At 53.4% G+C, this 20,908-nt stretch carries 19 protein-coding genes; 15 read left to right on the forward strand and 4 right to left on the reverse strand.

Features of this window, described 5'->3' with window-relative positions; translation table 11 throughout:
- Positions 1 to 216: 216 nt before the first annotated feature.
- The 4 genes from SBI19_RS20310 to zapA all read left to right on the forward strand — a co-directional run bounded on the left by SBI19_RS20310 (position 217) and on the right by zapA (position 7,881).
- Positions 217 to 861 carry a YcnI family copper-binding membrane protein gene (locus SBI19_RS20310; RefSeq protein WP_317971341.1) on the forward strand — a complete coding sequence of 215 codons (645 nt, stop codon included), beginning with the start codon at positions 217 to 219 and terminating at the stop codon, positions 859 to 861.
- Positions 862 to 1,276: 415 nt separating this feature from the next.
- Positions 1,277 to 2,311 carry a phenylalanine--tRNA ligase subunit alpha gene (pheS, locus tag SBI19_RS20315; protein WP_317971342.1) on the forward strand — a complete coding sequence of 345 codons (1,035 nt, stop codon included), beginning with the start codon at positions 1,277 to 1,279 and terminating at the stop codon, positions 2,309 to 2,311.
- A 144-nt stretch (positions 2,312 to 2,455) separates the two neighbouring features.
- Positions 2,456 to 4,897, forward strand: coding sequence for a phenylalanine--tRNA ligase subunit beta (gene pheT / locus SBI19_RS20320; protein ID WP_317971343.1), 2,442 nt, complete (start codon positions 2,456 to 2,458; stop codon positions 4,895 to 4,897).
- Between the two features lie 218 nt (positions 4,898 to 5,115).
- Positions 5,116 to 7,881 carry a cell division protein ZapA gene (gene zapA / locus SBI19_RS20325; RefSeq protein ID WP_317971401.1) on the forward strand — a complete coding sequence of 922 codons (2,766 nt, stop codon included), beginning with the start codon at positions 5,116 to 5,118 and terminating at the stop codon, positions 7,879 to 7,881.
- A gap of 164 nt (positions 7,882 to 8,045) precedes the next feature.
- On the opposite strand, the gene SBI19_RS20330 is transcribed toward zapA, so the two are convergent.
- Together SBI19_RS20330 and SBI19_RS20335 are read right to left on the reverse strand one after the other, a co-directional pair.
- Positions 8,046 to 8,429, reverse strand: coding sequence for a cupredoxin domain-containing protein (locus SBI19_RS20330; RefSeq protein WP_317971344.1), 384 nt, complete (start codon positions 8,427 to 8,429; stop codon positions 8,046 to 8,048).
- A 251-nt stretch (positions 8,430 to 8,680) separates the two neighbouring features.
- The gene (locus SBI19_RS20335; protein ID WP_317971345.1) at positions 8,681 to 9,046 is read right to left on the reverse strand and encodes a phage holin family protein; all 366 of its coding nucleotides are present in this window, start codon (positions 9,044 to 9,046) and stop codon (positions 8,681 to 8,683) included.
- 164 nt (positions 9,047 to 9,210) lie between these two features.
- Between SBI19_RS20335 and SBI19_RS20340 the strand changes: the two genes are divergently transcribed.
- The 5 genes from SBI19_RS20340 (at position 9,211) to cysK (ending at position 14,999) form a co-directional block, all read left to right on the forward strand.
- Positions 9,211 to 11,580 carry an endonuclease MutS2 gene (locus SBI19_RS20340; protein WP_317971346.1) on the forward strand — a complete coding sequence of 790 codons (2,370 nt, stop codon included), beginning with the start codon at positions 9,211 to 9,213 and terminating at the stop codon, positions 11,578 to 11,580.
- 13 nt (positions 11,581 to 11,593) lie between these two features.
- Positions 11,594 to 12,013: a DUF350 domain-containing protein gene (locus SBI19_RS20345; RefSeq protein ID WP_317971347.1), complete on the forward strand. Its 420-nt coding sequence runs from the start codon at positions 11,594 to 11,596 to the stop codon at positions 12,011 to 12,013.
- A 115-nt stretch (positions 12,014 to 12,128) separates the two neighbouring features.
- Complete coding sequence (locus tag SBI19_RS20350) at positions 12,129 to 12,689, forward strand: hypothetical protein (protein WP_317971348.1); 561 nt, start codon at positions 12,129 to 12,131, stop codon at positions 12,687 to 12,689.
- A gap of 125 nt (positions 12,690 to 12,814) precedes the next feature.
- On the forward strand, positions 12,815 to 14,188 hold the full coding sequence (locus SBI19_RS20355; RefSeq protein WP_317971349.1) for an MFS transporter: 1,374 nt from the start codon (positions 12,815 to 12,817) through the stop codon (positions 14,186 to 14,188).
- The gene (cysK, locus tag SBI19_RS20360) at positions 14,082 to 14,999 is read left to right on the forward strand and encodes a cysteine synthase A (RefSeq protein WP_317971350.1); all 918 of its coding nucleotides are present in this window, start codon (positions 14,082 to 14,084) and stop codon (positions 14,997 to 14,999) included. Before SBI19_RS20355 ends, cysK begins: the two co-directional genes overlap by 107 nt.
- A 47-nt stretch (positions 15,000 to 15,046) precedes the next feature.
- On the opposite strand, the gene SBI19_RS20365 is transcribed toward cysK, so the two are convergent.
- Positions 15,047 to 16,138 (reverse strand): CotH kinase family protein, encoded by a 1,092-nt coding sequence (locus SBI19_RS20365; RefSeq protein ID WP_317971351.1) that lies wholly within the window; start codon positions 16,136 to 16,138, stop codon positions 15,047 to 15,049.
- Positions 16,139 to 16,295: 157 nt separating this feature from the next.
- A complete protein-coding gene (locus SBI19_RS20370; protein ID WP_317971352.1) occupies positions 16,296 to 16,439 on the reverse strand; it encodes a hypothetical protein in 144 nt (47 codons plus the stop codon).
- A 307-nt stretch (positions 16,440 to 16,746) separates the two neighbouring features.
- On the opposite strand from SBI19_RS20370, the gene SBI19_RS20375 reads away from it, so the two are divergent.
- From SBI19_RS20375 to SBI19_RS20400, 6 genes are all read left to right on the forward strand, one after another.
- Positions 16,747 to 17,415, forward strand: coding sequence for a hypothetical protein (locus SBI19_RS20375; RefSeq protein ID WP_317971353.1), 669 nt, complete (start codon positions 16,747 to 16,749; stop codon positions 17,413 to 17,415).
- A gap of 173 nt (positions 17,416 to 17,588) precedes the next feature.
- Positions 17,589 to 18,266: a DUF2642 domain-containing protein gene (locus SBI19_RS20380; protein WP_317971354.1), complete on the forward strand. Its 678-nt coding sequence runs from the start codon at positions 17,589 to 17,591 to the stop codon at positions 18,264 to 18,266.
- Between the two features lie 129 nt (positions 18,267 to 18,395).
- Positions 18,396 to 18,620, forward strand: a complete 225-nt coding sequence (locus SBI19_RS20385; protein WP_317971355.1) for a hypothetical protein — start codon at positions 18,396 to 18,398, stop codon at positions 18,618 to 18,620.
- Positions 18,621 to 18,651: 31 nt separating this feature from the next.
- Positions 18,652 to 19,056, forward strand: a complete 405-nt coding sequence (locus tag SBI19_RS20390; protein WP_317971356.1) for a spore coat protein — start codon at positions 18,652 to 18,654, stop codon at positions 19,054 to 19,056.
- 131 nt (positions 19,057 to 19,187) lie between these two features.
- Positions 19,188 to 19,679 (forward strand): Lrp/AsnC family transcriptional regulator, encoded by a 492-nt coding sequence (locus SBI19_RS20395; RefSeq protein ID WP_110042649.1) that lies wholly within the window; start codon positions 19,188 to 19,190, stop codon positions 19,677 to 19,679.
- Positions 19,680 to 19,692: 13 nt separating this feature from the next.
- Entirely contained in the window at positions 19,693 to 20,907 is a 1,215-nt protein-coding gene (locus SBI19_RS20400) for an aminotransferase class I/II-fold pyridoxal phosphate-dependent enzyme (protein ID WP_317971357.1), read from the forward strand.
- The last annotated feature ends 1 nt before the right edge of the window (position 20,908 follow it).

The raw sequence follows: 20,908 nt of genomic DNA on the forward strand, positions 1-20,908 counted from the left end.
GGGGTTTGGGTGGGTAGAAAATCTTCAGTTAGGTTTTTAATTTTTTGAATTAGGTATTTAATTAGGTTTTTATAAAAACAGCGGGTCAAAAGGGGCGCAGCCCCTATTTCACGATGTTGACACATTCCATAGCTCTTTCGAGTCATGTCGACTAGTCGAGCGGAACGGTATACTTAGCCTCATAAGAGCAAATCGAAACGGATAAGAAGGATGGCGATGAAGATGAAGAAACAATCGATGAAGAAATTCGCAGTAGCAGCAACGATGGCGGTGAGCATGCTTGCATTCTCGGGTATTGCAAGTGCTCACGTAACGGTCCAACCAACGCAGGTGCAAGCAGGTACATACCAAGTGTTGGCCGTGCGTGTACCGAGTGAAGAGAAGGACATCAATACGGTTAAAATTAAAGTGAACGTGCCAGCGGAAATCAACGTCAGCCGCGTTGAGCCGAAGCCGGGCTGGAAATATGAGCTGGAGCGCAGCGCAGACAACGTCATTACGTCCATCATTTGGACGGCTGAAGGCAGCGGTCTTGCTGCAACGGAATTTACCGATTTTCGCGTAAGCGGCAAAGTGGCTGAAGATGCAACGCAGCTTGTCTGGAAAGCTTACCAAACTTACAGCGACGGCCAAGTAGTTGAATGGGTTGGCGGAGATGGCGCGGATAAGCCTGCGTCGGTAACGACCGTAACGCCTGCAGCAGAAGGCGGCGACGCGCACGGCGACAGCCATGGTGCTGGAACAGCTGCAACGACGGAGTCGGACGACAGCGACAGCAAGACTCCGCTTATCTTGTCCATCGTAGCCGTCGCGCTTGGCGCAGCATCGCTGCTCCTGTCGCTTACTCGCAAGAAACGTTAGGCTTGCTAAGATCCGCAAGAGTTGGTTATAATAACGGGTAATAGATGGATTGCAATGACGGAGAAGAGTAAGCTTATCTGTTCGGACAGGGAGAAGACGCCATAGATTGAGAGCGTCTTTGCGAAGACAGTCTGCTGAAGTTCGCTCCCGAGCAGACTTTTGAACGCGGACCGATATCGGTGCGTATGTAGGAAGTCCGGCGCCGGCCGTTACCCGGTAAGAGAAGCCGAACGGTTTTGACTCTCAGCAGTCGGATCAGACGTTTGCAGCATCATGCAGCGCGGCTTGAAATAGGGTGGTACCACGGTCCTTTCGTCCCTAACGGGGAGGAAGGGCCTTTTTTGCGTCCATTCAAGAGAGGAAGTTCAAGCAGAATGGAACAATTAGGCTGGACATTTGATGGAGGGATACAGGCATGAAAGAACGGTTGGAGGCGCTGCGCGTTGAAGCGCTGCAAGAGCTTCAGCAAGTTGCAGGACAGCAGCAATTGAACGATTTGCGTGTTAAGTATTTGGGCAAGAAAGGCGCGCTGACGGAAATTCTCCGCGGCATGGGCGGCCTGAGCGCAGAAGAGCGTCCGATTATCGGTCAAGTCGGTAATGAAGTGCGCGCTGCGATTGAAGCGGTTATCGAAGAGAAGCAAGAAGCTTACCGTCAAGAAGAGACGGCTGCGCGCCTGCGCGAAGAGAAGATTGACGTCTCGCTGCCAGGCCGTGCGCTGCCAACAGGCGCAGTGCACCCGCTGAACAAAGTCGTGACGGAGATCGAGGATATTTTCATCGGCCTCGGCTACTCGGTTGCAGAAGGTCCAGAGGTTGAGACGGATTACTTCAACTTCGAAGCGCTTAATCTGCCGAAGAATCACCCTGCGCGCGACATGCAGGATTCGTTCTACATTACCGATGAAATTCTGATGCGTACGCAGACGTCGCCGGTTCAGATCCGCACGATGAAAGCTGCGAACGGCAAATCGCCGATCAAAGTCATCTGCCCGGGCAAAGTATACCGCCGCGATGACGACGATGCGACGCACTCGTTCCAATTCAATCAGATCGAAGGTCTGGTCGTAGGCCCGAACATTCGGATGAGTGACCTCAAGGGCACGCTGCTTCAATTCGTTCAATTGATGTTCGGCAGCCAAGCCCAAATCCGTCTTCGTCCAAGCTTCTTTCCATTCACAGAGCCAAGCGCTGAAGTAGACGTAACTTGCTCGCAGTGCGGCGGCCACGGCTGCCGGATGTGCAAGCATACGGGCTGGCTCGAAATTCTCGGCTGCGGCATGGTTCATCCGCGCGTTCTCGAGATGGGCGGCTACGATCCGAACGAAGTGAGCGGCTTCGCTTTCGGTATGGGAGTTGAGCGGATCGCGCTGCTGAAATACGGCATTGACGATATTCGCCACTTCTACACGAACGACCAGCGATTCTTGAATCAGTTCGCGCGAATGTGATAAGGCGGCAGTCCATAAGTGCGAGTTCAAAAAGTCGGGTATTCAGTACCGCCTCTTGAATGACTTCGTGATCAATAGTCGACTTTTAGAACAACCTCTACAAGGAAGCTGCAATATACGGGATAGAAGGGAACGTAGAACAAAATGAATGTATCGTATAAATGGTTGAACGACTATATAGATGTTTCGGATCTCACTGCGAAGGAGATCGCGGAGCAAATGACGCGCGGCGGCATCGAGATCGATGTCATCGAGTCGCGTAACAAAGGCGTATCCGGCGTTGTTGTCGGTTATGTCGTGTCCAAAGAAAAGCACCCGGACGCCGATAAGCTGAACGTCTGTCAAGTTGACGTAGGCACGGGAGAGAATCTGCAAATCGTTTGCGGCGCACGTAACGTGGACGCTGGCCAGAAGGTGCCGGTTGCAACGGTTGGCGCGAAGCTGCCGGGCGATCTGAACATTAAACGCGCGAAGCTGCGCGGCGTGGAGTCGCAAGGCATGATCTGCTCCGCGAAGGAGCTTGGCATTAACGAGAAGCTGCTGCCGAAGGAGCAGCAGGAAGGCATTCTCGTACTGCCTGCGGATACGCCAATCGGTCAGCCGATCGGCAAGACGCTCGCGATCGATGATGAGGTGCTCGAACTCGACCTGACGCCGAACCGTTCGGACTGCTTGAGCATGCTGGGTGCTGCTTATGAAGTTGCAGCATTGACGGGACGCGAAGTGAAGCTGCCAAGCACGGCAATCATGGATTCGCCAGAGGTAGCATCCGACTACATTAAGGTTTCGATTGAAGCTAAGGATCTGTGCTCGCACTATACGGCACGCTACATTCGCGGTGTAACAATCGCGCCGTCGCCGCTCTGGCTGGCGAACCGTCTGATGGCGGCAGGCATTCGTCCGATCAACAACGTCGTAGACGTAACGAACTACGTTATGCTTGAGTATGGTCAGCCGCTTCATGCATTCGACGCTTCTAAGGTAGCTGGCGGCCGCATCGTCGTTCGCCTTGCTCAAGAGGGAGAAACGCTTACGACGCTGGACGACCAAGAGCGCAAGCTTGAGCCGCAAATGCTCGTCATCGCCGACAGCGAGAAAGCTATCGCGCTTGCTGGCGTTATGGGCGGCGCGAACAGTGAAGTAACGGCAGATACTACGGATATTATTCTTGAATCGGCTCGTTTCGATGGCAGTACGGTTCGCCGTACGTCGCGTCAGCTTGGACTTCGTTCGGAGTCGAGCGCACGCTTCGAGAAGGAAGTTGATCCAGGCCGCGTCATCCCTGCTCTTGACCGTGCGGCATCGCTGCTCGAGCAGATCTCAGGCGGACATGTCGCAGAAGGCTTCGTCGAAGCTGTCGCTTCTACGATCGAGCCGGCCGTTGTCCAAGTAACGCTTAACAAAATCAACACGTACCTCGGCACAACGCTGTCGAAGCTTGAAGTGGAAGCGATCTTCACGCGCCTCGGCTTCCAAGGCGACATCGATGCACACGGTACGTTCACAATTACGGTGCCTACGCGCCGCGGAGACATTACGCGCGACGTAGATCTTATTGAAGAGGTCGCTCGTCTGTACGGCTACGATAACATTCCGACGACGCCAATCGAAGGAAGCACGACGCCAGGCGCGCTGACGAAGCCGCAGGCGATTCGCCGCGAGCTGCGCAAGCGTCTGACGGACTCCGGCCTGAACGAAGTGATCAGCTACTCTTTCACAGGTCCAGAGCGTACGGCATTGTTCCCTGCACTGACGGGCGATGCGCGTCCGATTCGTCTGGCGATGCCGATGAGCGAAGAGCGCAGCGTGCTTCGCACGTCGCTTCTTGCTCAACTGCTCGACATGACGGTTTATAACCGCAACCGCAAGAATGACAACATTGCTGTATTCGAGCTAGGCAGCGTCTACCATACGGAGGAAGAGACGTTGACTCGGCTTCCGCACGAGAAACATCGCTTTGGCCTGCTGCTGACTGGCAATGCGGTCTCGGCATCGTGGAATCAGAAGGCCGTCGCTTATGATTTCTATCATGCCAAAGGCATTGTCGAGACGATTATGCAGACGCTTGGCGTAAGCGGCCGCGTTCGTTACGAAGCAGCTGCTCCGGAAGGGTTCCATCCGGGCCGCACGGCAGCAGTGACGCTGCATACCGAAGCGGGTGCAATCACGCTCGGTTATGTCGGTCAGCTGCATCCGCAGCTGCAGCAGCAGTTGGATCTGTCAGACACGTATGCAGCAGAGCTGGAGCTGGCTCCGCTTTACGAATACGCGAACGACGCGATCGTCTATCAGACGCTGCCCCGTTATCCTGCAATGGAGCGCGACATCGCCGTTGTTGTTGATTCGGCTATTGAAGCGGGCCGCTTGCTAGAGACGGCACGCGAGACAGCAGCAGGTCTCTTGGAGTCGATTCGCGTGTTCGACGTCTACACGGGAGAGAAGCTTGGCGCAGGCAAGAAGAGCGTTGCGTTGTCGCTGGTGTACCGCCATGCAGAGCGCACATTGACGGATGAAGAGGTAACGGAGCTGCATGGCGCTGTCGTTACAGCAATTGAGCAAACTTTTGGTGCAGAATTGCGTAAGTAGGCAGGAAACATTCCAAGCCACATCGAAATAGTTCCGAAAGGAACAGCGATGTGGCTTTTTTACGTATTTGGGGTAATGGTTAAAGAGACGATACCGCGCTTAGTGGATAAGCCTATTTCCAAAGGAGTCGCTCCCTCATAACGCCTTTGTGAATCATTCACGGGCAAGCTTGCAGCACGAAACGCGACTTTAATTACAACTAGGAGGAAATTGCTTTGATGGATGCCGATCGGACACGCGTAACGGTTGACATATACGGATATCAGTATAAGCTGACAGGCCGGTCCAGCACCGATTATATCAAGCGGGTAGCGGCGCTGGTCGACGAGAATATGCATAAGCTGGCCAAGGGTTATCCAAGGCTCGATATGCCGAAGATCGCTGTGCTTGCAGCGGTACATATGGCGGAAGATGTTATGCGTCTGCAGCGGGAGACGGATCGTCTGCTCGTAGAGGAAGCGCGCAATGGCGTGCTTGCCGAAGAGCTGGAGCGTATCCGGACAGAAGCGGCGCAATGGCAGGACATGCTGGCAGAGGCCGAGCAGCGCATTGCTGCGGCGGAGCAGGCTGGCGTGGAAGCTTGCCAACGTGTGGAACGTGAGCAAGCGGAGAAGGCGGAAGCGTTAGTGGCTGAGCTGCGTTTGCAGTTAGAGCAAGCCGAACAAGCAGCGAGCAAGCAGCTCGAGGATGCGCTGCAGGCGCACGAGCAGCGAGCTGCCGAGCTTGAAGCCGAGGCACAGCAGAAGCTGGAGCAGGCGGCTGAAGAGCATGCGAAGGCGCTTGCTGCACAACGAGAAGAGCTTGGCCGTCAATCGGGCGCTGCCCGTGCGGATGCCGAGCGTAAGCTGCAAGAGCAGCGTGCTGCAGCAGACCGTCTGTTGGCGGAACAGCGCAACGCGGCCGAGAAGAAGCTGCAGGAGCTGCGTAATGAGTATGATCGCAAGCTCGTGGCACGCGGCGAGACAGCAGACCGCGAGCGGGAGAAGTTAAGCGCCGAGCTAGAGACGCTTCGGAAGAATGAGGAGCAGCTTAACACAGAACTCGAAGTACTGCGTACAAGCGGCGAGCAAGCAGCGGCAGAGCTCGATGCGCTTCGCCAGAACGGCGAGAAGCTGCAAGCCGAGCTGGTCCAAGTCCGCACCGATGAGGAACAACTGCTTGAGGAGCTTGCAGCTGCTCAAGCGGAAGCGGAACAACATGCTGCAGAATACGCAGCAGCATTGGAACGCATCCAAGCTGAACATGCAGCTGTGTTGGAGCGTGCCGAGAGTGAGCATGCCGCAGTATTGGAGCTTGCAATTGCAGAACGCAACGAGCAGTTGGAAGAAACGAAGCGTGAGCTGGAGCGTTTGGCTGCGCAGCATCAGAACGAGCTTGCTCGTATCGAAGCGGATCGAACAGCCGAACTGACGCAGTCGAATGCAGAACATAGAGCGATTGTTGAACGAATGAATGCAGAGCATAACGAAGTACTGGAGCTAGCGATTGCCGAGCATGCTGCTCAGCTGGAACGTCTAGCAGCGGATCATCTTGCTGAGCTGGAACAATTGAGTGCCAAGCATCAAGCGGAGCAGGCGCGCGTCCATGAGGAGCATCAGGCCGAACTGGAACGTGTCATGGTTGAGCAGCAAGCGGCAGCGGCGGAGCAGATCAGAGCGAAGTCTGCCGCGTTCGAAGACGAATTAACGGGATATGTGGAAGAGCTCGAAAGCCAGCATCAAGAGCTGATTGATCGAATGGCGAAGAAGCATCAAGCCGAGCTGGATGAAGCGGCCCGCCGATACGAAGAGAAGTTTGCAGCAGTTGGCCACGAACATGAACAACAACTGTCTGTCACGTATCGCGAGTATGAAGAACAGCTTGCAGCACTTAAGCTTGAGCATCAAGAACAGCTGGCTGCGGAGAACAGCCGTTATGAGGAACGTCTTGCAGCAGCCCATCGCGCGAATGATGAGCAGCTGGAAGCGGTTGAGCAGCGCTGCCAAGAACAGCTGAACACGCTTGAGCTGCAATGCATTGAGCATGTTGAACGTCTGGAGACGCAGCATCGCGATGCGATGGCGGAGCTTCGTGAACAGTACGGTGCAATGGCGGAAGAGCAGGCTCGTCAGTTGGAGCAGCAAGCCGCAGAGCAGCAAGGGCTGCTTGCTGAAGCGGTCGAAGAACAGCGAAATTTGCGCAAGCAGCTGGAAGAGCAGGGCGAGTCTTTCCAAGCCCAAATGGATCAAGCGCGCAAATATTGGGATCGCCAAGCGACGGAATCCGATGAGCAGCTTATGGCTGCATTGGAACAGGAAGAAGCGCTTCGTGGTGAGATTAGCCGCCTAGGAGATCTGCTTCAAGAGCGGGAGCAGACATTCGCTTCCGAGATCTCGGAGCTGATGCAGAAGCAGCAATGGATGGAGAAGCAGCTTCATGCGAAGCAAGATGAGCTCGAAGCACAGCAGACTGAGCTTGCCGCGAAGCAAGCCGAACTAGCAAGGGCAGTTCAAGTCAGCGAGCAGCTCGCAGATAAGTCGGACGCGCTTGAGCAGGAGCTGAAGCTTGTAGGGGAACATCTGGAGCAGCAGATAGAGCATGCAGCTGCGGCATCGCGATTGTTAGCCATTCAACAAGAGGAGCACAGTCGTTTGTCGTCGCGTATTGCCGAGCTGGAGCGAGCTGCACAACAGTCGAATGACGCAACGTCCAACATGCAGGCGCAAGCGCAGGAGCGTGCATCGAAGCTGGAGGCGCAGGTGAAGCTGTACGACGAGCATCTTGAAGCGCTGCAGGCTGAACTTGATCAATACCGGCAAGCAGCTGCAGCCGAGGCGCAGCAGTCTTCCGAACTTGGCGCACAACTTCAGACGTTGGAGGATGCGCGCATCGAATTTGAACGTGAGACGAATATGCTGCGCACGGAGCTGAGCAAGCTTCAACAGGAATACGCGAAGCTGCAGACCGAGTACAATGAGTGGATCGAACTGATCGAGTCCAGCTGACCGGCATAGAGCGTTCATGAAAGACAAAAAAGGACAGGCACTCACGGATGGCGGTACGATTTGTTCCGCAACGTGATGTGACTGTCCTTTTTATGTATTCATTTTATAATATCAAGCGGTGCCCTATATGGTACCCAATCTAGGGGAATAAGGGGTGGAGCCCCTTATTCCACAATAATCTTCGCTTTCATGCGCGTATGGCCTGTGCCGCACGCAATATTGCAATAGATGTCGTAAGTGCCTGCTACATCGAACGACAGAATTTTGGACTCGTTCGACTTAATGTCGAAGCTCGTGTCTTTGATCTTCACGCCGTGGAAGCCGGAATCGGATTCAACCGCGATTTTGACGGCCTCGCCCTTCTTCACACGGTATTCTTCTTTATCGAATTCCCAGTTTCTTGCATGGATCACAAGCTCTGCCGCTGCTTCGGAAGGTTCCGAAATATTCGCATTCATCGTCGTGGAGCTCGATCCGCAGGCGCTGAGCGCCAGCGTGAACATAATGGCCAACGCGCTTGCTGCGATGGCTTTCTTCAAATTCATCATTGGATTAGACTCCCTTCATCGTATTCTATCGCTTGCCTCTGCCATTCGGCGGGCACGGCATGTCCTTCCTATTGTATACGAAAGCGGCAACAACCGCAGTTACAAAATCGTGAAGCTTTACTCCGCTTTCTTCGTATAAGAGGGAACAGGCCAATATCCCCTTGCCCACGGAGCAAGGGGACCTCGGCGATTGATCAAGTCCTTGGTTTAATCAATAACCAAGGAACTGGCTGATCCATTCATGGTTATGCTTAATCGCGATGCCGCTCGCTTCGTCCTGCTTCGAACGGCGTGCTGATGGGAATGAATAGATCCACGATACCGATGACCAGAGCGGCAAGGATGGCTCCGAGCCATGTAACGGTAACGCCTCCCACGATGAACTGCGCAACCCATATGACGATGGCACTGGCGATAAAGCCGACGATGCCACGCCCGAATGGCGTCACCCTCGTACCGAAGATGCCTTCAACAATCCAGCCCAAAGCGGCGATGACTAGCGCAAGGAACAAGGCGCTCCAAAATCCGCCTACGCTGAATTGAGGAACGATAAAACCAACAAGCATAAGCACAAGCGCCGCGACGATAAATCGAACGACATGGCCGAGAAAATGCATGATGGATCCTCCTCCTTAGTGTGTCTCATATCCGAGCTTCTAAATGTCGGGTACGATACTGAATATAATCCCCACATGCGCCTGTCGCATGTATGGAAGGTTACGTCATAGCATCCAGTTCACGCATCGGCTATAATGAACGTTGAGAGGAGCTGTTTGAAGCCTTGGATCACAAAATTTTGCATACAATGGATTATAATAAAATCATTCATAAACTTTCGGCTCATGCTGCGACGCCGCTTGGCAAAGCGGTTATCGAACAACTGAAGCCGAGCCCCGATCTGGATATCGTCAAGCATTCACTGCAGGCGACGGATGAGGCGTACAAGGCGGACCGGCTTAAAGGTTCGCCGCCTTTTCGCGGAATCGCAAATATTGAGATGTCGCTCAAGCGCGCTCGCATCGGCGGCACGCTGAATCCGGCGGAGCTGCTCGAGATCGCGGAGACGATTCGCGCGGGCCGCAGAGTGAAGAAGCATGTGCTGCAGCTGCATGACGCGGATCCGATTCCGCTGCTCGCGGACATTGCTGAGCCGCTGTCTGAGCATAAGCCGACAGAAGATGCGATTCTGGCATGCATCGACGAGAATGCGGAAGTGCTGGACCATGCGAGTCCTGAGCTGGCGGCGGTCAGACGGGAGCTGCGCAACGGCGAGTCCCGCATTCGCGAGAAGCTGGAGCAGATGATTCGTTCGAGCTCCGTTCAGAAAATGCTCCAAGACGCCATTATTACACTGCGCAATGACCGCTATGTTATCCCTGTCAAATCCGAGTACCGCTCGAACTTTGGCGGTATCGTTCATGACCAGTCGAGCTCCGGCGCAACGATGTTCATCGAGCCCGAAGTGATCGTCTCCATGAATAACAAGCTGCGCGAGCTGCGTGCCAATGAAGAGCGCGAGATCGAGAAGGTGCTGCAGAAGCTGACGGCGCTTACGGCTGATGTAAGCGAAGACCTGCTGTTTGACGCGGAAGGACTCGGTGCGCTCGACTTCGCATTCGCGAAGGCGCGTCTTGCGCACGAGATGCGCGCATCGCTGCCGCGAATGAACGACCGCGGCTTCCTGAAGCTGAAGCGCGGACGCCATCCGCTGCTTGCGGCAGAAGCGGTTGTGCCGATCGATGTCGAGCTCGGCAACTCCTTCTCGGCGATCATCGTCACCGGTCCGAATACGGGCGGTAAGACGGTATCGCTCAAGACAGTTGGCCTGCTCAGCCTGATGGCGATGTCCGGCTTGTTCATCCCGGCTGAGGACGGCAGTCAGATGTGCGTCTTCGACGCGATCTATGCGGATATCGGCGATGAGCAGAGCATCGAGCAGAACTTAAGTACATTCTCCAGCCATTTGACGAACATTATTCGGATTCTGAAAGCGATGACGCCGAAGAGCTTGGTGCTGCTTGACGAGCTAGGCGCCGGTACGGACCCGGCGGAAGGTTCAGCGCTTGCTATCGCCATACTGGAGCATATCCATAAGCTCGACTCCCGCATCATTGCGACGACGCACTATAGCGAGCTGAAGGCTTATGCATACAATCGCAAAGGCGTCATTAACGCCAGCATGGAATTCGATGTAGCGACGCTCAGCCCGACCTACCGCTTGCTCGTTGGCGTACCAGGCCGAAGCAACGCATTCGCGATCGCGGAGCGCTTAGGTTTGCCGAAGGCGATCATCGAACACGCGCGCGGTGAAGTCAGCGAAGAGGATACACGCGTCGAGAATATGATCGCATCGCTCGAAGAGGACCGTCTTGGCGCCGAGAATGAGCGCAATACGGCCGAAGCGCTGCGTCGCGAGCTCGAAGAGCTTCGTGCCAAGCATGAGGCGGAACGCGAGCGGTTCGAAGAGCAGCGCGATAAGCTGCTTCGCAAGGCGCAGGACGATGCACGCGAAGCGGTGCGTAAGGCGAAGGCGGAAGCCGAGCAGATCATTGCCGATCTGCGCAAGCTGGCGCTGGAGGAAGGCGCATCCGTTAAGGAGCATAAGCTGATCGAGGCGCGGCGCAGGCTGGATGATGCAACGCCGGAGCTTCATCGGCCGAAGCCTGCAGGCGGCAATCGAGGATCGAAGCCGGTTCGAATCGAACCAGGCGATGAGGTTCGCGTATACAGCCTGAATCAGAAGGGCAGCGTCATTGAACTGGCGGGCTCGGAAGCGTTAGTTCAGCTTGGCATTATGAAGATGAAGGTTTCGCTTGACGATCTGGAACTGCTGAAGTCCAGCGAAGCGACAGCGAAGCAGCAGCAGCCGAAACAAGCGGCAAGCTTGAAGCGTACGCGGGACGAGAACGCAACGATGGAGCTTGATCTGCGCGGGGCATCGCTGGACGAAGCATTGATCGAGGCCGACCGCTTCCTAGACGAAGCGTTCTTGGCAGGATTCGGACGCGTTCATTTGATTCACGGCAAAGGAACCGGCGTACTGCGCACGGGCATTCAAGATTTTCTGCGACGGCATAAGCATGTGAAGTCGTACCGGCTTGGACAGTATGGGGAAGGCGGAGCCGGAGTAACGGTTGCCGAGCTCAACTGACGGGAGGAAACAGATGGAACGCGAACTCGATCGATTTCTTGACAACCCGCTTGTCGCCTCAATGGCCTATGTATCGGTTGCCGTGCTCGCGCTCATTGTCGTGTTATACTTGTTTGAGCTGGTTACCTCGTATTCATGCTGGGAAGAAATCAAGAAGGGCAACTTGGCAGTAGCGATGGCCACGGGTGGCAAAATGCTTGGCATCTGCAACATTTTCCGCTTCGCCATCGCTGCGGACCAATCGATCTATGAATGCATCGGATGGGCGGCCTTCGGCTGTGCAATTCTGCTTGCCGCGTACATCCTATTCGAATTCGTTACACCTGTATTCCGTATTGACCACGAAATTGAGAAGGACAATCGCGCAGTTGGATTAATTGCTATGGTCATTTCCGTAGCGCTGTCTTATGTCATCGGCGCGACCATCAACTAATCGCACGGGGGACGATTATTACGTGAAGTATTTGTGGGGAACGTTGTTTGCCCTCGCGTTCGTATTCGTAGCGCTGGGCGTATATTATTTATCCAAAAACTAGAGGTGACGCAAGATGAGCAATAACGAACATCAGCACAATGGGACGATCTGTCCATGGTGCCATTCCGAAATCGTATGGGACGAAGAGATCGGTCCAGAGGAGTTCTGTCCGCATTGCGAGAACGAGCTATCGGGCTATCGGACGATGCAGATCGGCATCGATCAGGAATCGGATGATTCCGATAAAGAGCTGGAGCATGGCAGCGACCATGAAGAGGAAGAAGACTGGTCGGATGATTCCGAATGGACGGAATCCGCTAAGGCAGGCGACGGCTTCCGTCAGGCGCGCCGTTCAAGCTTCGCAGTCGAAGAAAAGATCGAGCGCGTGTTGGACGAACAGCTTGAAGTGCCGGAATGTCCTTCTTGCCGGGGCTACATGCTGGAGATTGGTTCGAACCAAGTAACGCGGGACACCTTCAAACCTGCAGTACCGCCAGCACTTGGACAACCACTGCTAGCGGCACCGTTCGAAACGGTATTGTATGTATGTCCGAGCTGCTTCGAGACGTCAACGAAGCTATCGTTCGAAGCACGTCAGCACCTGACTGAGTTATTGGAGAAGTCATCCAAATAACAAGTCAGCAAGCATGCACCTCCTTGGTTTTGGACACCATAAAGTGCGTGTTCAAAAAGTGAACAAAAGCGGACTTTTTGAACTTCCTCTTATGTAGGATGTCTTGGATCGGGAGGTTATGCTAATTGGCTGCAGAAGCCGCAAGTAAGCGTACGTCAGGAAGGCTGGATGGACAATCCCGCCGGCTCATTGCCGTTCACGGCATGTATGCAGCTGCCAGTGCATTGTCAGGAACGTTCATACCGGTGTATCTGTGGAAGGCCAAGGAATCATTCGAGAGTATCGGCTGGTTCTGCATAAGCCAATATATCGTCAGCGGATTGTTGTTCTGGATCGCAGGCAAGTGGGTCAAGGAGCATAATAAAATGATCGTATTTCGGCTCGGCATTGTGCTGTCGGGCTGCTTTTATTTTACGGTGCTTATGCTGGGGCCTTCCGCTCATAGCTGGGTTGTGCCGATCGGTATATTGGATGGCCTTGCGCTCGGCTTGTTCTGGCTTTCGTACAACATCATTTACTTTGAAGTGACGGAGGCGGACAACCGCGACCGCTATAACGGCATTGCGGGTCTGCTTGGATCGGCTGCTGGCATTATTGCCCCGTGGCTCTCAGGCCTCATTATTACGACTTCTCGAGATGAGGTCGGGTATCGGATCATATTCACGGCTTCGTTGGTTGTTCTGGCAGGCGCGGTCATCGGTTCACTCGGACTGAAGAATCGGGAAACGGAAGGTCGCTATGATTGGACGCATGCGTTCAAACAATTGAAGGTGCGAGGGAATCCATGGCGCCGGTTCACGCTCGCCATTATGACGCAGGGCATACGCGACAGCGTCTTTATGTTTCTAGTCGGCTTGACCGTCTATATTGCGACACATAATGAACAAAAGCTAGGCAACTACGCCTTAATTACGTCATCCGTAGCACTCGTCAGCTTCTGGCTTGTCGGACGCAGAATGCGAATGAACCGTCGAAGCAGAGCCATGCTTGTTGGAGTCATTGCGCTGTCGGCTGTTATTACACCGTTGTTCTTCGGCATCAGCTATCCGCTGCTGCTCGTCTTCGGGATCGGTACAGCCTTGCTTACGCCGCTGTATATGATTCCGATGACATCGACTGTCTTTGATCTTATCGGTCAGAGCGAAGAGTCGGTGAAGCAGCGTGAGGAATTTATCGTCCTGCGGGAGCTTGCCCTCACATTCGGCAGAGCGATTGGCATGACAGCTTACCTGCTTGTGTTGACGCGAACGCATTCGCCCGCTGCTATTACATGGCTGCTGTTCGGCGTCGGCAGTATGCCGATCATCGGATGGATCGCCATTAGACATTTATTGAACAGAACGGCTGAAGGAGGAAGCATCTCCGAAGCCGTACATGGAAAGGAGGGCGCGCATGCCACGAATCGTGCAATCGATAACGGACCTCATTGGGGACACGCCAGCGATACGACTAAGAAGGCTGGTAACCGATCAGGACGCCGAGGTGCTGGTCAAGCTTGAGAAGCTTAATCCAAGCGGGAGCGTCAAGGATCGGGCTGCATCTGCGCTCATTGCAGACGCTGAGCGAAGAGGTATGATCGCAGTAGGCGGCACCATCATTGAACCAACCAGCGGGAATACGGGGATTGGTCTGGCGATGAATGCTGCGGCCAAAGGATACCGGCTCATTCTCGTCATGCCGGATAATATGTCGGTGGAACGGATCAAAATGCTTCAAGCCTATGGCGCGGAAGTGGTTCTGACGCCAGCATCAGAACGGATGCCAGGCGCCATCGCCAAAGCTTTAGAACTGCAGAAGGACATTCCGAACAGCTTTATTCCGAACCAATTCGAGAATCATGCGAACCCCGATGTGCACCGGACCACAACGGCGCTTGAAATTATGGAGCAGACAGAAGGACGTCTTGATGCGTTCGTGGCGACGGCAGGTACGGGCGGCACGATTACAGGCACGGGCGAGGCGCTGAAGGAGCGGCTGCCGAACTTGTATGTGGCGGTCGTCGAGCCGCAGGGCTCGCCTGTATTGTCAGGCGGCAGCCCTGGACCCCATAAGCTTGTTGGAACGAGCCCGGGTTTCGTACCTTCTATTCTGAATACAACCATCTATAATGAAATCATTCAAGTTTCGGACGAGCATGCGATCGATACGATGCGCCGATTGGCGCGGCTTGAAGGCATCTTGGTCGGACCGTCCTCCGGTGCATCGGTATGGGCGGCGCTGAACATCGCCAAGCGGCTGGGTCCAGGCAAGCGAGTGTTGTGCATTGCACCGGATACAGGTGAACGCTACCTAAGCATGGATATTTTCTAACCAGTCCGCTTTAAACCGAACTTTCTGAACACACATTTAAAGAAGCATTAGTCCGGCCAATTCTCCGTCAGTTCCTTGTATACGATATCGCGCCGCTCAGCAATGTAGCGGCGCATAATGTATGGCTCGGAAGCAAATACCGAGAACGGATGCTTACGACTATAATCCCGGCTGATCGCATCAGCGATGGAGCCATGCATGCTCTCGATCGCAGGCGTCAACGCATCGAGCGTAAATTGATTGTCTAGAAACTCAAGCAGTAACTTCTTGTACTCGGACCGATAGTCGCTGAAAGTGAAAATTTTTTCCGTTAACGCGTTATACCCTTTCACATCCACGATGTCGCTCTCACACACGCGGCCGTAGCAGTTTCTTCCCCACGTTCCTTCATAATCCCAAGGCAGAATCCGATACTTCCCGTTACTGCTTCTTTCATATAATGCATAGTTTTGTTCGAAGCCATCATAATTTCCTGTCAGCACCGCACCTGCCAGCCACTTTAAGTAGAAGGTTGTATCCAGTCGATTCGATAATACTTTGGCAAGACTGCTTCCATCCAGTTGATTAATTTTACTTATAAACGTTATTAGGCGGGACTTCGTATAGTCATCGCCGAGCTGCTTTTCATATCCTTCGAATAGCGACTCTTTCTCCTCGTACGTATAGGGATCATACAAGCTGAAATTGGCGCTGTCGTTGCTTGCATAAACAAGCGATTTCCAGCCTAAGCCGCGATTTTTGAAAAAATAACGGTCTACCGCTTCAATCTCCAAATATACCCCCTGCGTCTCACCGTTCAAATCAAGCTCAATATGTTTCGTTCTTGGCGAATAGACGCCGAGCGTGTTCAAGAAATGAAACGAGAATGCATTGCGCATCATGGAAGGGTCATCGTATTCTGCGTTCCAATGCAGCGTGCGGATGCCGCTGCTGTTGCTTCGATTATATCGGATCTCGTAAGATTTCTTAGCATAGCGGATCGTATGTCCTCCGCGATGACGAAGACCTGCATCGATCGTCTTGCCGTCCATCGTCAGCTTAATCTGCACAAAGTCTTTGCTGCGAGGATTCTCCTGCAGCTTCTCCCATTCCGATTGCTCGATAGTGATCGATCTAGGCGAAACCGACTGCTGCGACATTCGTGCACCTCCGGGGCCAAAGTAAAAAGCCTATCGGTATCGATAGGCTTTTGTGCTATTTACTCTATGCGTGAGGCGCTTGTCACGTCACTGGTTGTCGAATGAAGGGGGTTGTCCGATTCGATTACAATCCGCCGGATCGTCCGCCGGAACCTCCCTATCCGCCGGAACGACCGCCCGATCCGCCCGAATGTCCGCCCGATCCGCCCGAATGACCGCCCGATCCGCCCGAACGACCGTCAGTGCCTTGGTTCACTTCACCCCAAGAGCCCCAATCTCTCTTGCCTGCTTTGTATGCCATGAGCAATTCCTCCTTTAGTTGGACATGTTGTAATCTATGAACCGAATCTATTAATCGCGACAGGAAGTTCGTCCAATCTACTAAAAATGGATATTAATCTAGTACCGCTACCATACGAGATACATATAAATATATTATAAATCGTCACTAAGGATAGATGAACCTAAGACGGTAATGGAGGGATGCAGAACTAACAGACTTGTAGGTGCAAGCGAGCAGTTGATCGTAATGCAAGGTTAAGTCGGTTGCTCTTAGTTGGTTCGTCTGGTTTCTATCTATCTAACAATTTTCTGGAGGGAATTATCCTATGATGTACTGGAACTACTATAACAACTGCAACAAAGGCCATCACCCACATCATCCACATCGTTCCCATCGTTCGCAAAGAACGCAAGGCAGCGAGAATTTCCTGGAAGCTCTCGTCGGCGAGCAAGTGAAAATCAATCGTGGCGGTCCTAATGCAATCTTCGGCAAGCTTCTGGCAGTGAAAAGCGACTACCTCGTGGTATGGACAAGAGAAGGCGTTGTCTATGTCAAAAAGAACCATATCAAATCGATCACGGATCTTGATGGCAGCCATGGCACGCACGGTTCCCGTACAGGCGGTCGTACAGACGGCCGTACAGGCGGAGCCAAAGACAAAGACTTCATCAAAGCCGATAACTTCCGCGGTGTACTGAAGGCGCTGAACCAAAAGTTCGTTCAAGTAAACTGGGGCGGTCCTGAGAAAGTCGTTGGCTTCCTCGCTGAAGTAACGAAAGATCACATCCTTGTCGTATCCGATCACAAAAAAGTGGAAATCTTCATCGACCACATCCAATCGATCAAGAAAGAGATGAAAAAACGTCACGGCAGCGGTACAGACGGCAGCACAGGCGGCGGCACAGCCGGAGCAGCTAACGCACCAGCAACTGCAAAAGCGCAAGCTCTTAAACCAGTAGTGAAGAAAGCCCTCAAACGGCGCATCAGCCGTTAACTCGGCTAAGTGCCGGTGAATGTAAGCCGGGCCGGATGGGTAACCGTTCCGACTCGGCTTTTCCGGGATGAAACGCACTGCGCTGTCGTAAGACGGCGGCAGGCGTTTCACTCGCTTCACAGCACTCCTCATAGGCGTACGACTATTGAGAGTGAAAGGAGGGGCAGTATTCGATGAAGCAGCAGCATCCGTTAATGAATAGTCTGATCGACCTCGATATATCGGGAAAACCGGCGACCTTACGGGGCAAACTCGTTGACATGGGGCAGGATATTCTTGTTGTCCACAACGGCCAGCAGTTTGTATATGTACCAATCATACATCTGCAGCAGATGAGGCCGGCTAATTTGCAGGACAGCAATAATGCTATTGTGTTCGAGGTACCCGAAACGCCATTCGAGCAAGCGAATGATCCAATTTCTTACCGCAAGACGCTTATGAATGCCAAGGGCATGTTCTCTGAGCTTTACATTACCGGCAATCAATCGATTCACGGATATTTGACGAGTGTGATGAACGATTTCTTCGTGTTCTATTCACCTGTCTATCACTCCGTCATTGTTTCGCTAACGCATCTGAAGTATCTGATTCCATATAGTCCGAATGTGACGCCATATACGTTGACCCCGGAGCAGTTTCCATTGAAGCCGTCGCCGCTGACGTTAGCACGTACATTCGACCAGCAGCTTCGTAAGCTGGTTGGCGAGTTTGTAATCTTGGATCTGGGTGAAAATCCGAACAAAATCGGCGTTCTGAAGAATGTGGATCAGAACATGGTGGAGCTTGCCACTGCCGGAGGAAGCTCGGTTTATCTACATCTGGATCATGTGAAGACGATTCATCTTCCATAAGGCATCGCTGAAAGCTTGCTCCGCTGCGGAGGAAGCTTTCTTCCTGTATGCGGGCAGTAAATTACATATTAGGGAAACCGTCGGGACACAATACAGTAGGTGGCAAAATAAGCAAGGGAGGCAAAGCATATGGCACAGCCGATTACGGCCAAGGAATTAGAGTATATTGCAGACTCGATGTCGAATGAGGACTTGCTGCTGAAGCAGAATGCAGTTCTCGCTTCCTCGAGCTCGAACCAAGCATTCGTGCAAGTCGCACAGCAGTTCATCGCAACGCATCAACAGCATTATCAAACGCTGCTGCAGACGCTGCATCAGCATTCCAGTGTCGCACCGACACAGCCTCAGCAATAATTAACCGCAAGGAATGGGAGGAATCCAACAGATGCAGCAGCACCATCAATCGATTTTACCAGATGAGGATCTAGCAAGTGTCATTCTATCCGATCTGAAGCGGGTCGTTCGGGAGTATGCGACAGCGGCGACGGAGTCAACCTGTCCCGAGATCCGGAAGTTGTTCACGGATTTGCTGAACAGCACGCTTAGCATGCAAGGACAGCTGTTCACCGTTATGCAAAGTCAGCAAATGTACAACACGTCATCGCCAGCGCTTCGCCAGGAGATTGACAAACAAGGCAAGCAATACGATCAAACGCTACAGAAAACGAATCAATTCGTTTCGCAGAAGCTCAGCGGCATTGCACAGCAATCGGTCTATTACACGAGTCAGCCGAATATGGCGCATATCCCGCAGCAGCAAGCGCAGCAACCGCCTAGATACTACAGTTAACCGGTGCAGCAGTCTCTTCTCGTCTTACGTTACAGACGCTGGGGACTGCTGTTTTTTGTTTTGCAGTCGGAACGGATTCATTGTAATATTAATTTTATATATCGGAAGAAAGGTTTGAAGGAGCTGTGACGATGAGCGATTTGAAGATGAAAATATTGGACTTGCTGAAGGAAGACGCCCGTCGGGACGCAGAGCTGATCGCGACGATGCTTGATGTTCAAGTCGACGTCGTAAAGCGTGAGATCGCTGAGATGGAGAATGATCATCTGATCGTGAAATATGCAGCCGTTGTGAACTGGAGCAAGGTGCACGACGAAACCGTAACCGCATTGATCGAGGTGCAGATTACGCCAGAGCGAGGCCGCGGCTTCGAAGGAATTGCGGAGCGCATCTATTTGTATCCGGAAGTGAAATCGGTCTACCTCATGTCCGGCGCTTATGATCTCCTCGTGGAGGTTGAGGGCAAGACGCTGAAGGAAGTCGCTTCTTTCGTATCCAACAAGCTGTCGCCGATCGATTTGGTGCTTTCCACGAAAACATTTTTCATTCTTAAAAAATACAAGCAGGACGGCATCATCTTCGACGAATCCGTTGGTGACCAGCGCTTGATGATTTCGCCATAAAGGGTGATAAGGCATGATTAACGAACAGCAGACTGCGCCGGTCAATCGGCGCGCATCATTTGCCGATTATTTGGCGCCGCAAGCACGTTCGCTGAAGCCATCCGGCATTCGGCGCTTTTTTGATTTAGTTAGCGGACGCAAGGACGTCATTACGCTCGGCGTCGGCGAGCCGGATTTTGTCACGCCTTGGCATGTGCGTGACGCTTGCGTTGCTTCGCTGGAGAACGGCAAGACGCAGTATACGTCCAATGCCGGTATGCCGGAGCTGCGCGAGGCGATCGGCAGCTATCTGGACAGCCGCTTCAAGGTGACTTATAACCCGGCGGATGAAATTCTCGTTACGGTCGGCGGCAGCGAAGCGATCGACTTGGCTTTGCGTGCACTCATCGCCCCAGGCGATGAAATTCTGATCCCTGAGCCGTGTTATATCTCGTATTCGCCGATTACGACGCTGAGCGGCGGTGTAGCGGTTGGCATCGAGACGTTCGCAGACGATGCCTTCAAGCTTCGCGCTGAACAATTGAAGGCTGTTATTACGCCGCGTTCCAAAGTACTTATTCTGTGCTACCCGAGCAACCCGACAGGCGGCGTTATGACGTATGACGATTGGCTGCCGATCGCGAAGCTCGTGGAAGAGCATGATTTAATCGTAATATCCGACGAGATCTATGCCGAGCTGTCCTATGGACAGAAGCATGTGAGCTTCGCGGCTATGCCAGGCATGCGCGACCGTACCATTCTCGTCAGCGGCTTCTCCAAGGCGTTCGCGATGACGGGCTGGCGGATGGGTTATGCTTGCGGTCATCCGGAGATTATTGCCGCAATGCTTCGCATCCACCAATACACCGTCATGTGCGCTCCGATTATGGGTCAGGTTGCTGCGCTCGAAGCGTTAACGAACGGTATGGAAGAGATGGAGCGGATGATTGAATCGTACAATCAACGCCGCCGTCTCGTCGTGAAGGGCTTCCGCGAGATCGGCCTGGAATGTCACGAGCCGCAAGGCGCTTTCTATGCGTTCCCATCCATCAAGTCGACAGGGCTGTCATCGGAACTATTCGCCGAGCGTCTGCTTACGGAAGGTAATGTCGCAGCTGTACCGGGCAATGTGTTCGGACTTGGCGGCGAAGGCCATCTGCGCTGCTCGTACGCAACGAGCGTTGCGCAACTTAACGAGGCGATTGAGCGCATTGGCAAATTCGTTGAGCGCGTTCGAAATGAAGGTTAGT

The sequence above is a fragment of the Paenibacillus sp. CCS19 genome, assembly GCF_033239625.1.
GTDB lineage: Bacteria > Bacillota > Bacilli > Paenibacillales > Paenibacillaceae > Paenibacillus_T.

Bases quoted from the DNA above. Each gene is read 5' to 3' on its own strand.
- SBI19_RS20375 (WP_317971353.1), top strand. From the start codon at position 16,747: ATGATGTACTGGAACTACTATAACAACTGCAACAAAGGCCATCACCCA.
- SBI19_RS20370 (WP_317971352.1), bottom strand. From the start codon at position 16,439: ATGGCATACAAAGCAGGCAAGAGAGATTGGGGCTCTTGGGGTGAAGTG.
- SBI19_RS20395 (WP_110042649.1), top strand. From the start codon at position 19,188: ATGAGCGATTTGAAGATGAAAATATTGGACTTGCTGAAGGAAGACGCC.
- SBI19_RS20365 (WP_317971351.1), bottom strand. From the start codon at position 16,138: ATGTCGCAGCAGTCGGTTTCGCCTAGATCGATCACTATCGAGCAATCG.
- SBI19_RS20310 (WP_317971341.1), top strand. From the start codon at position 217: ATGAAGATGAAGAAACAATCGATGAAGAAATTCGCAGTAGCAGCAACG.
- SBI19_RS20390 (WP_317971356.1), top strand. From the start codon at position 18,652: ATGCAGCAGCACCATCAATCGATTTTACCAGATGAGGATCTAGCAAGT.
- SBI19_RS20330 (WP_317971344.1), bottom strand. From the start codon at position 8,429: ATGATGAATTTGAAGAAAGCCATCGCAGCAAGCGCGTTGGCCATTATG.
- SBI19_RS20350 (WP_317971348.1), top strand. From the start codon at position 12,129: ATGAGCAATAACGAACATCAGCACAATGGGACGATCTGTCCATGGTGC.
- pheS (WP_317971342.1), top strand. From the start codon at position 1,277: ATGAAAGAACGGTTGGAGGCGCTGCGCGTTGAAGCGCTGCAAGAGCTT.
- SBI19_RS20400 (WP_317971357.1), top strand. From the start codon at position 19,693: ATGATTAACGAACAGCAGACTGCGCCGGTCAATCGGCGCGCATCATTT.
- zapA (WP_317971401.1), top strand. From the start codon at position 5,116: ATGGATGCCGATCGGACACGCGTAACGGTTGACATATACGGATATCAG.
- SBI19_RS20380 (WP_317971354.1), top strand. From the start codon at position 17,589: ATGAAGCAGCAGCATCCGTTAATGAATAGTCTGATCGACCTCGATATA.
- SBI19_RS20335 (WP_317971345.1), bottom strand. From the start codon at position 9,046: ATGCATTTTCTCGGCCATGTCGTTCGATTTATCGTCGCGGCGCTTGTG.
- pheT (WP_317971343.1), top strand. From the start codon at position 2,456: ATGAATGTATCGTATAAATGGTTGAACGACTATATAGATGTTTCGGAT.
- SBI19_RS20345 (WP_317971347.1), top strand. From the start codon at position 11,594: ATGGAACGCGAACTCGATCGATTTCTTGACAACCCGCTTGTCGCCTCA.
- SBI19_RS20385 (WP_317971355.1), top strand. From the start codon at position 18,396: ATGGCACAGCCGATTACGGCCAAGGAATTAGAGTATATTGCAGACTCG.
- cysK (WP_317971350.1), top strand. From the start codon at position 14,082: ATGCCACGAATCGTGCAATCGATAACGGACCTCATTGGGGACACGCCA.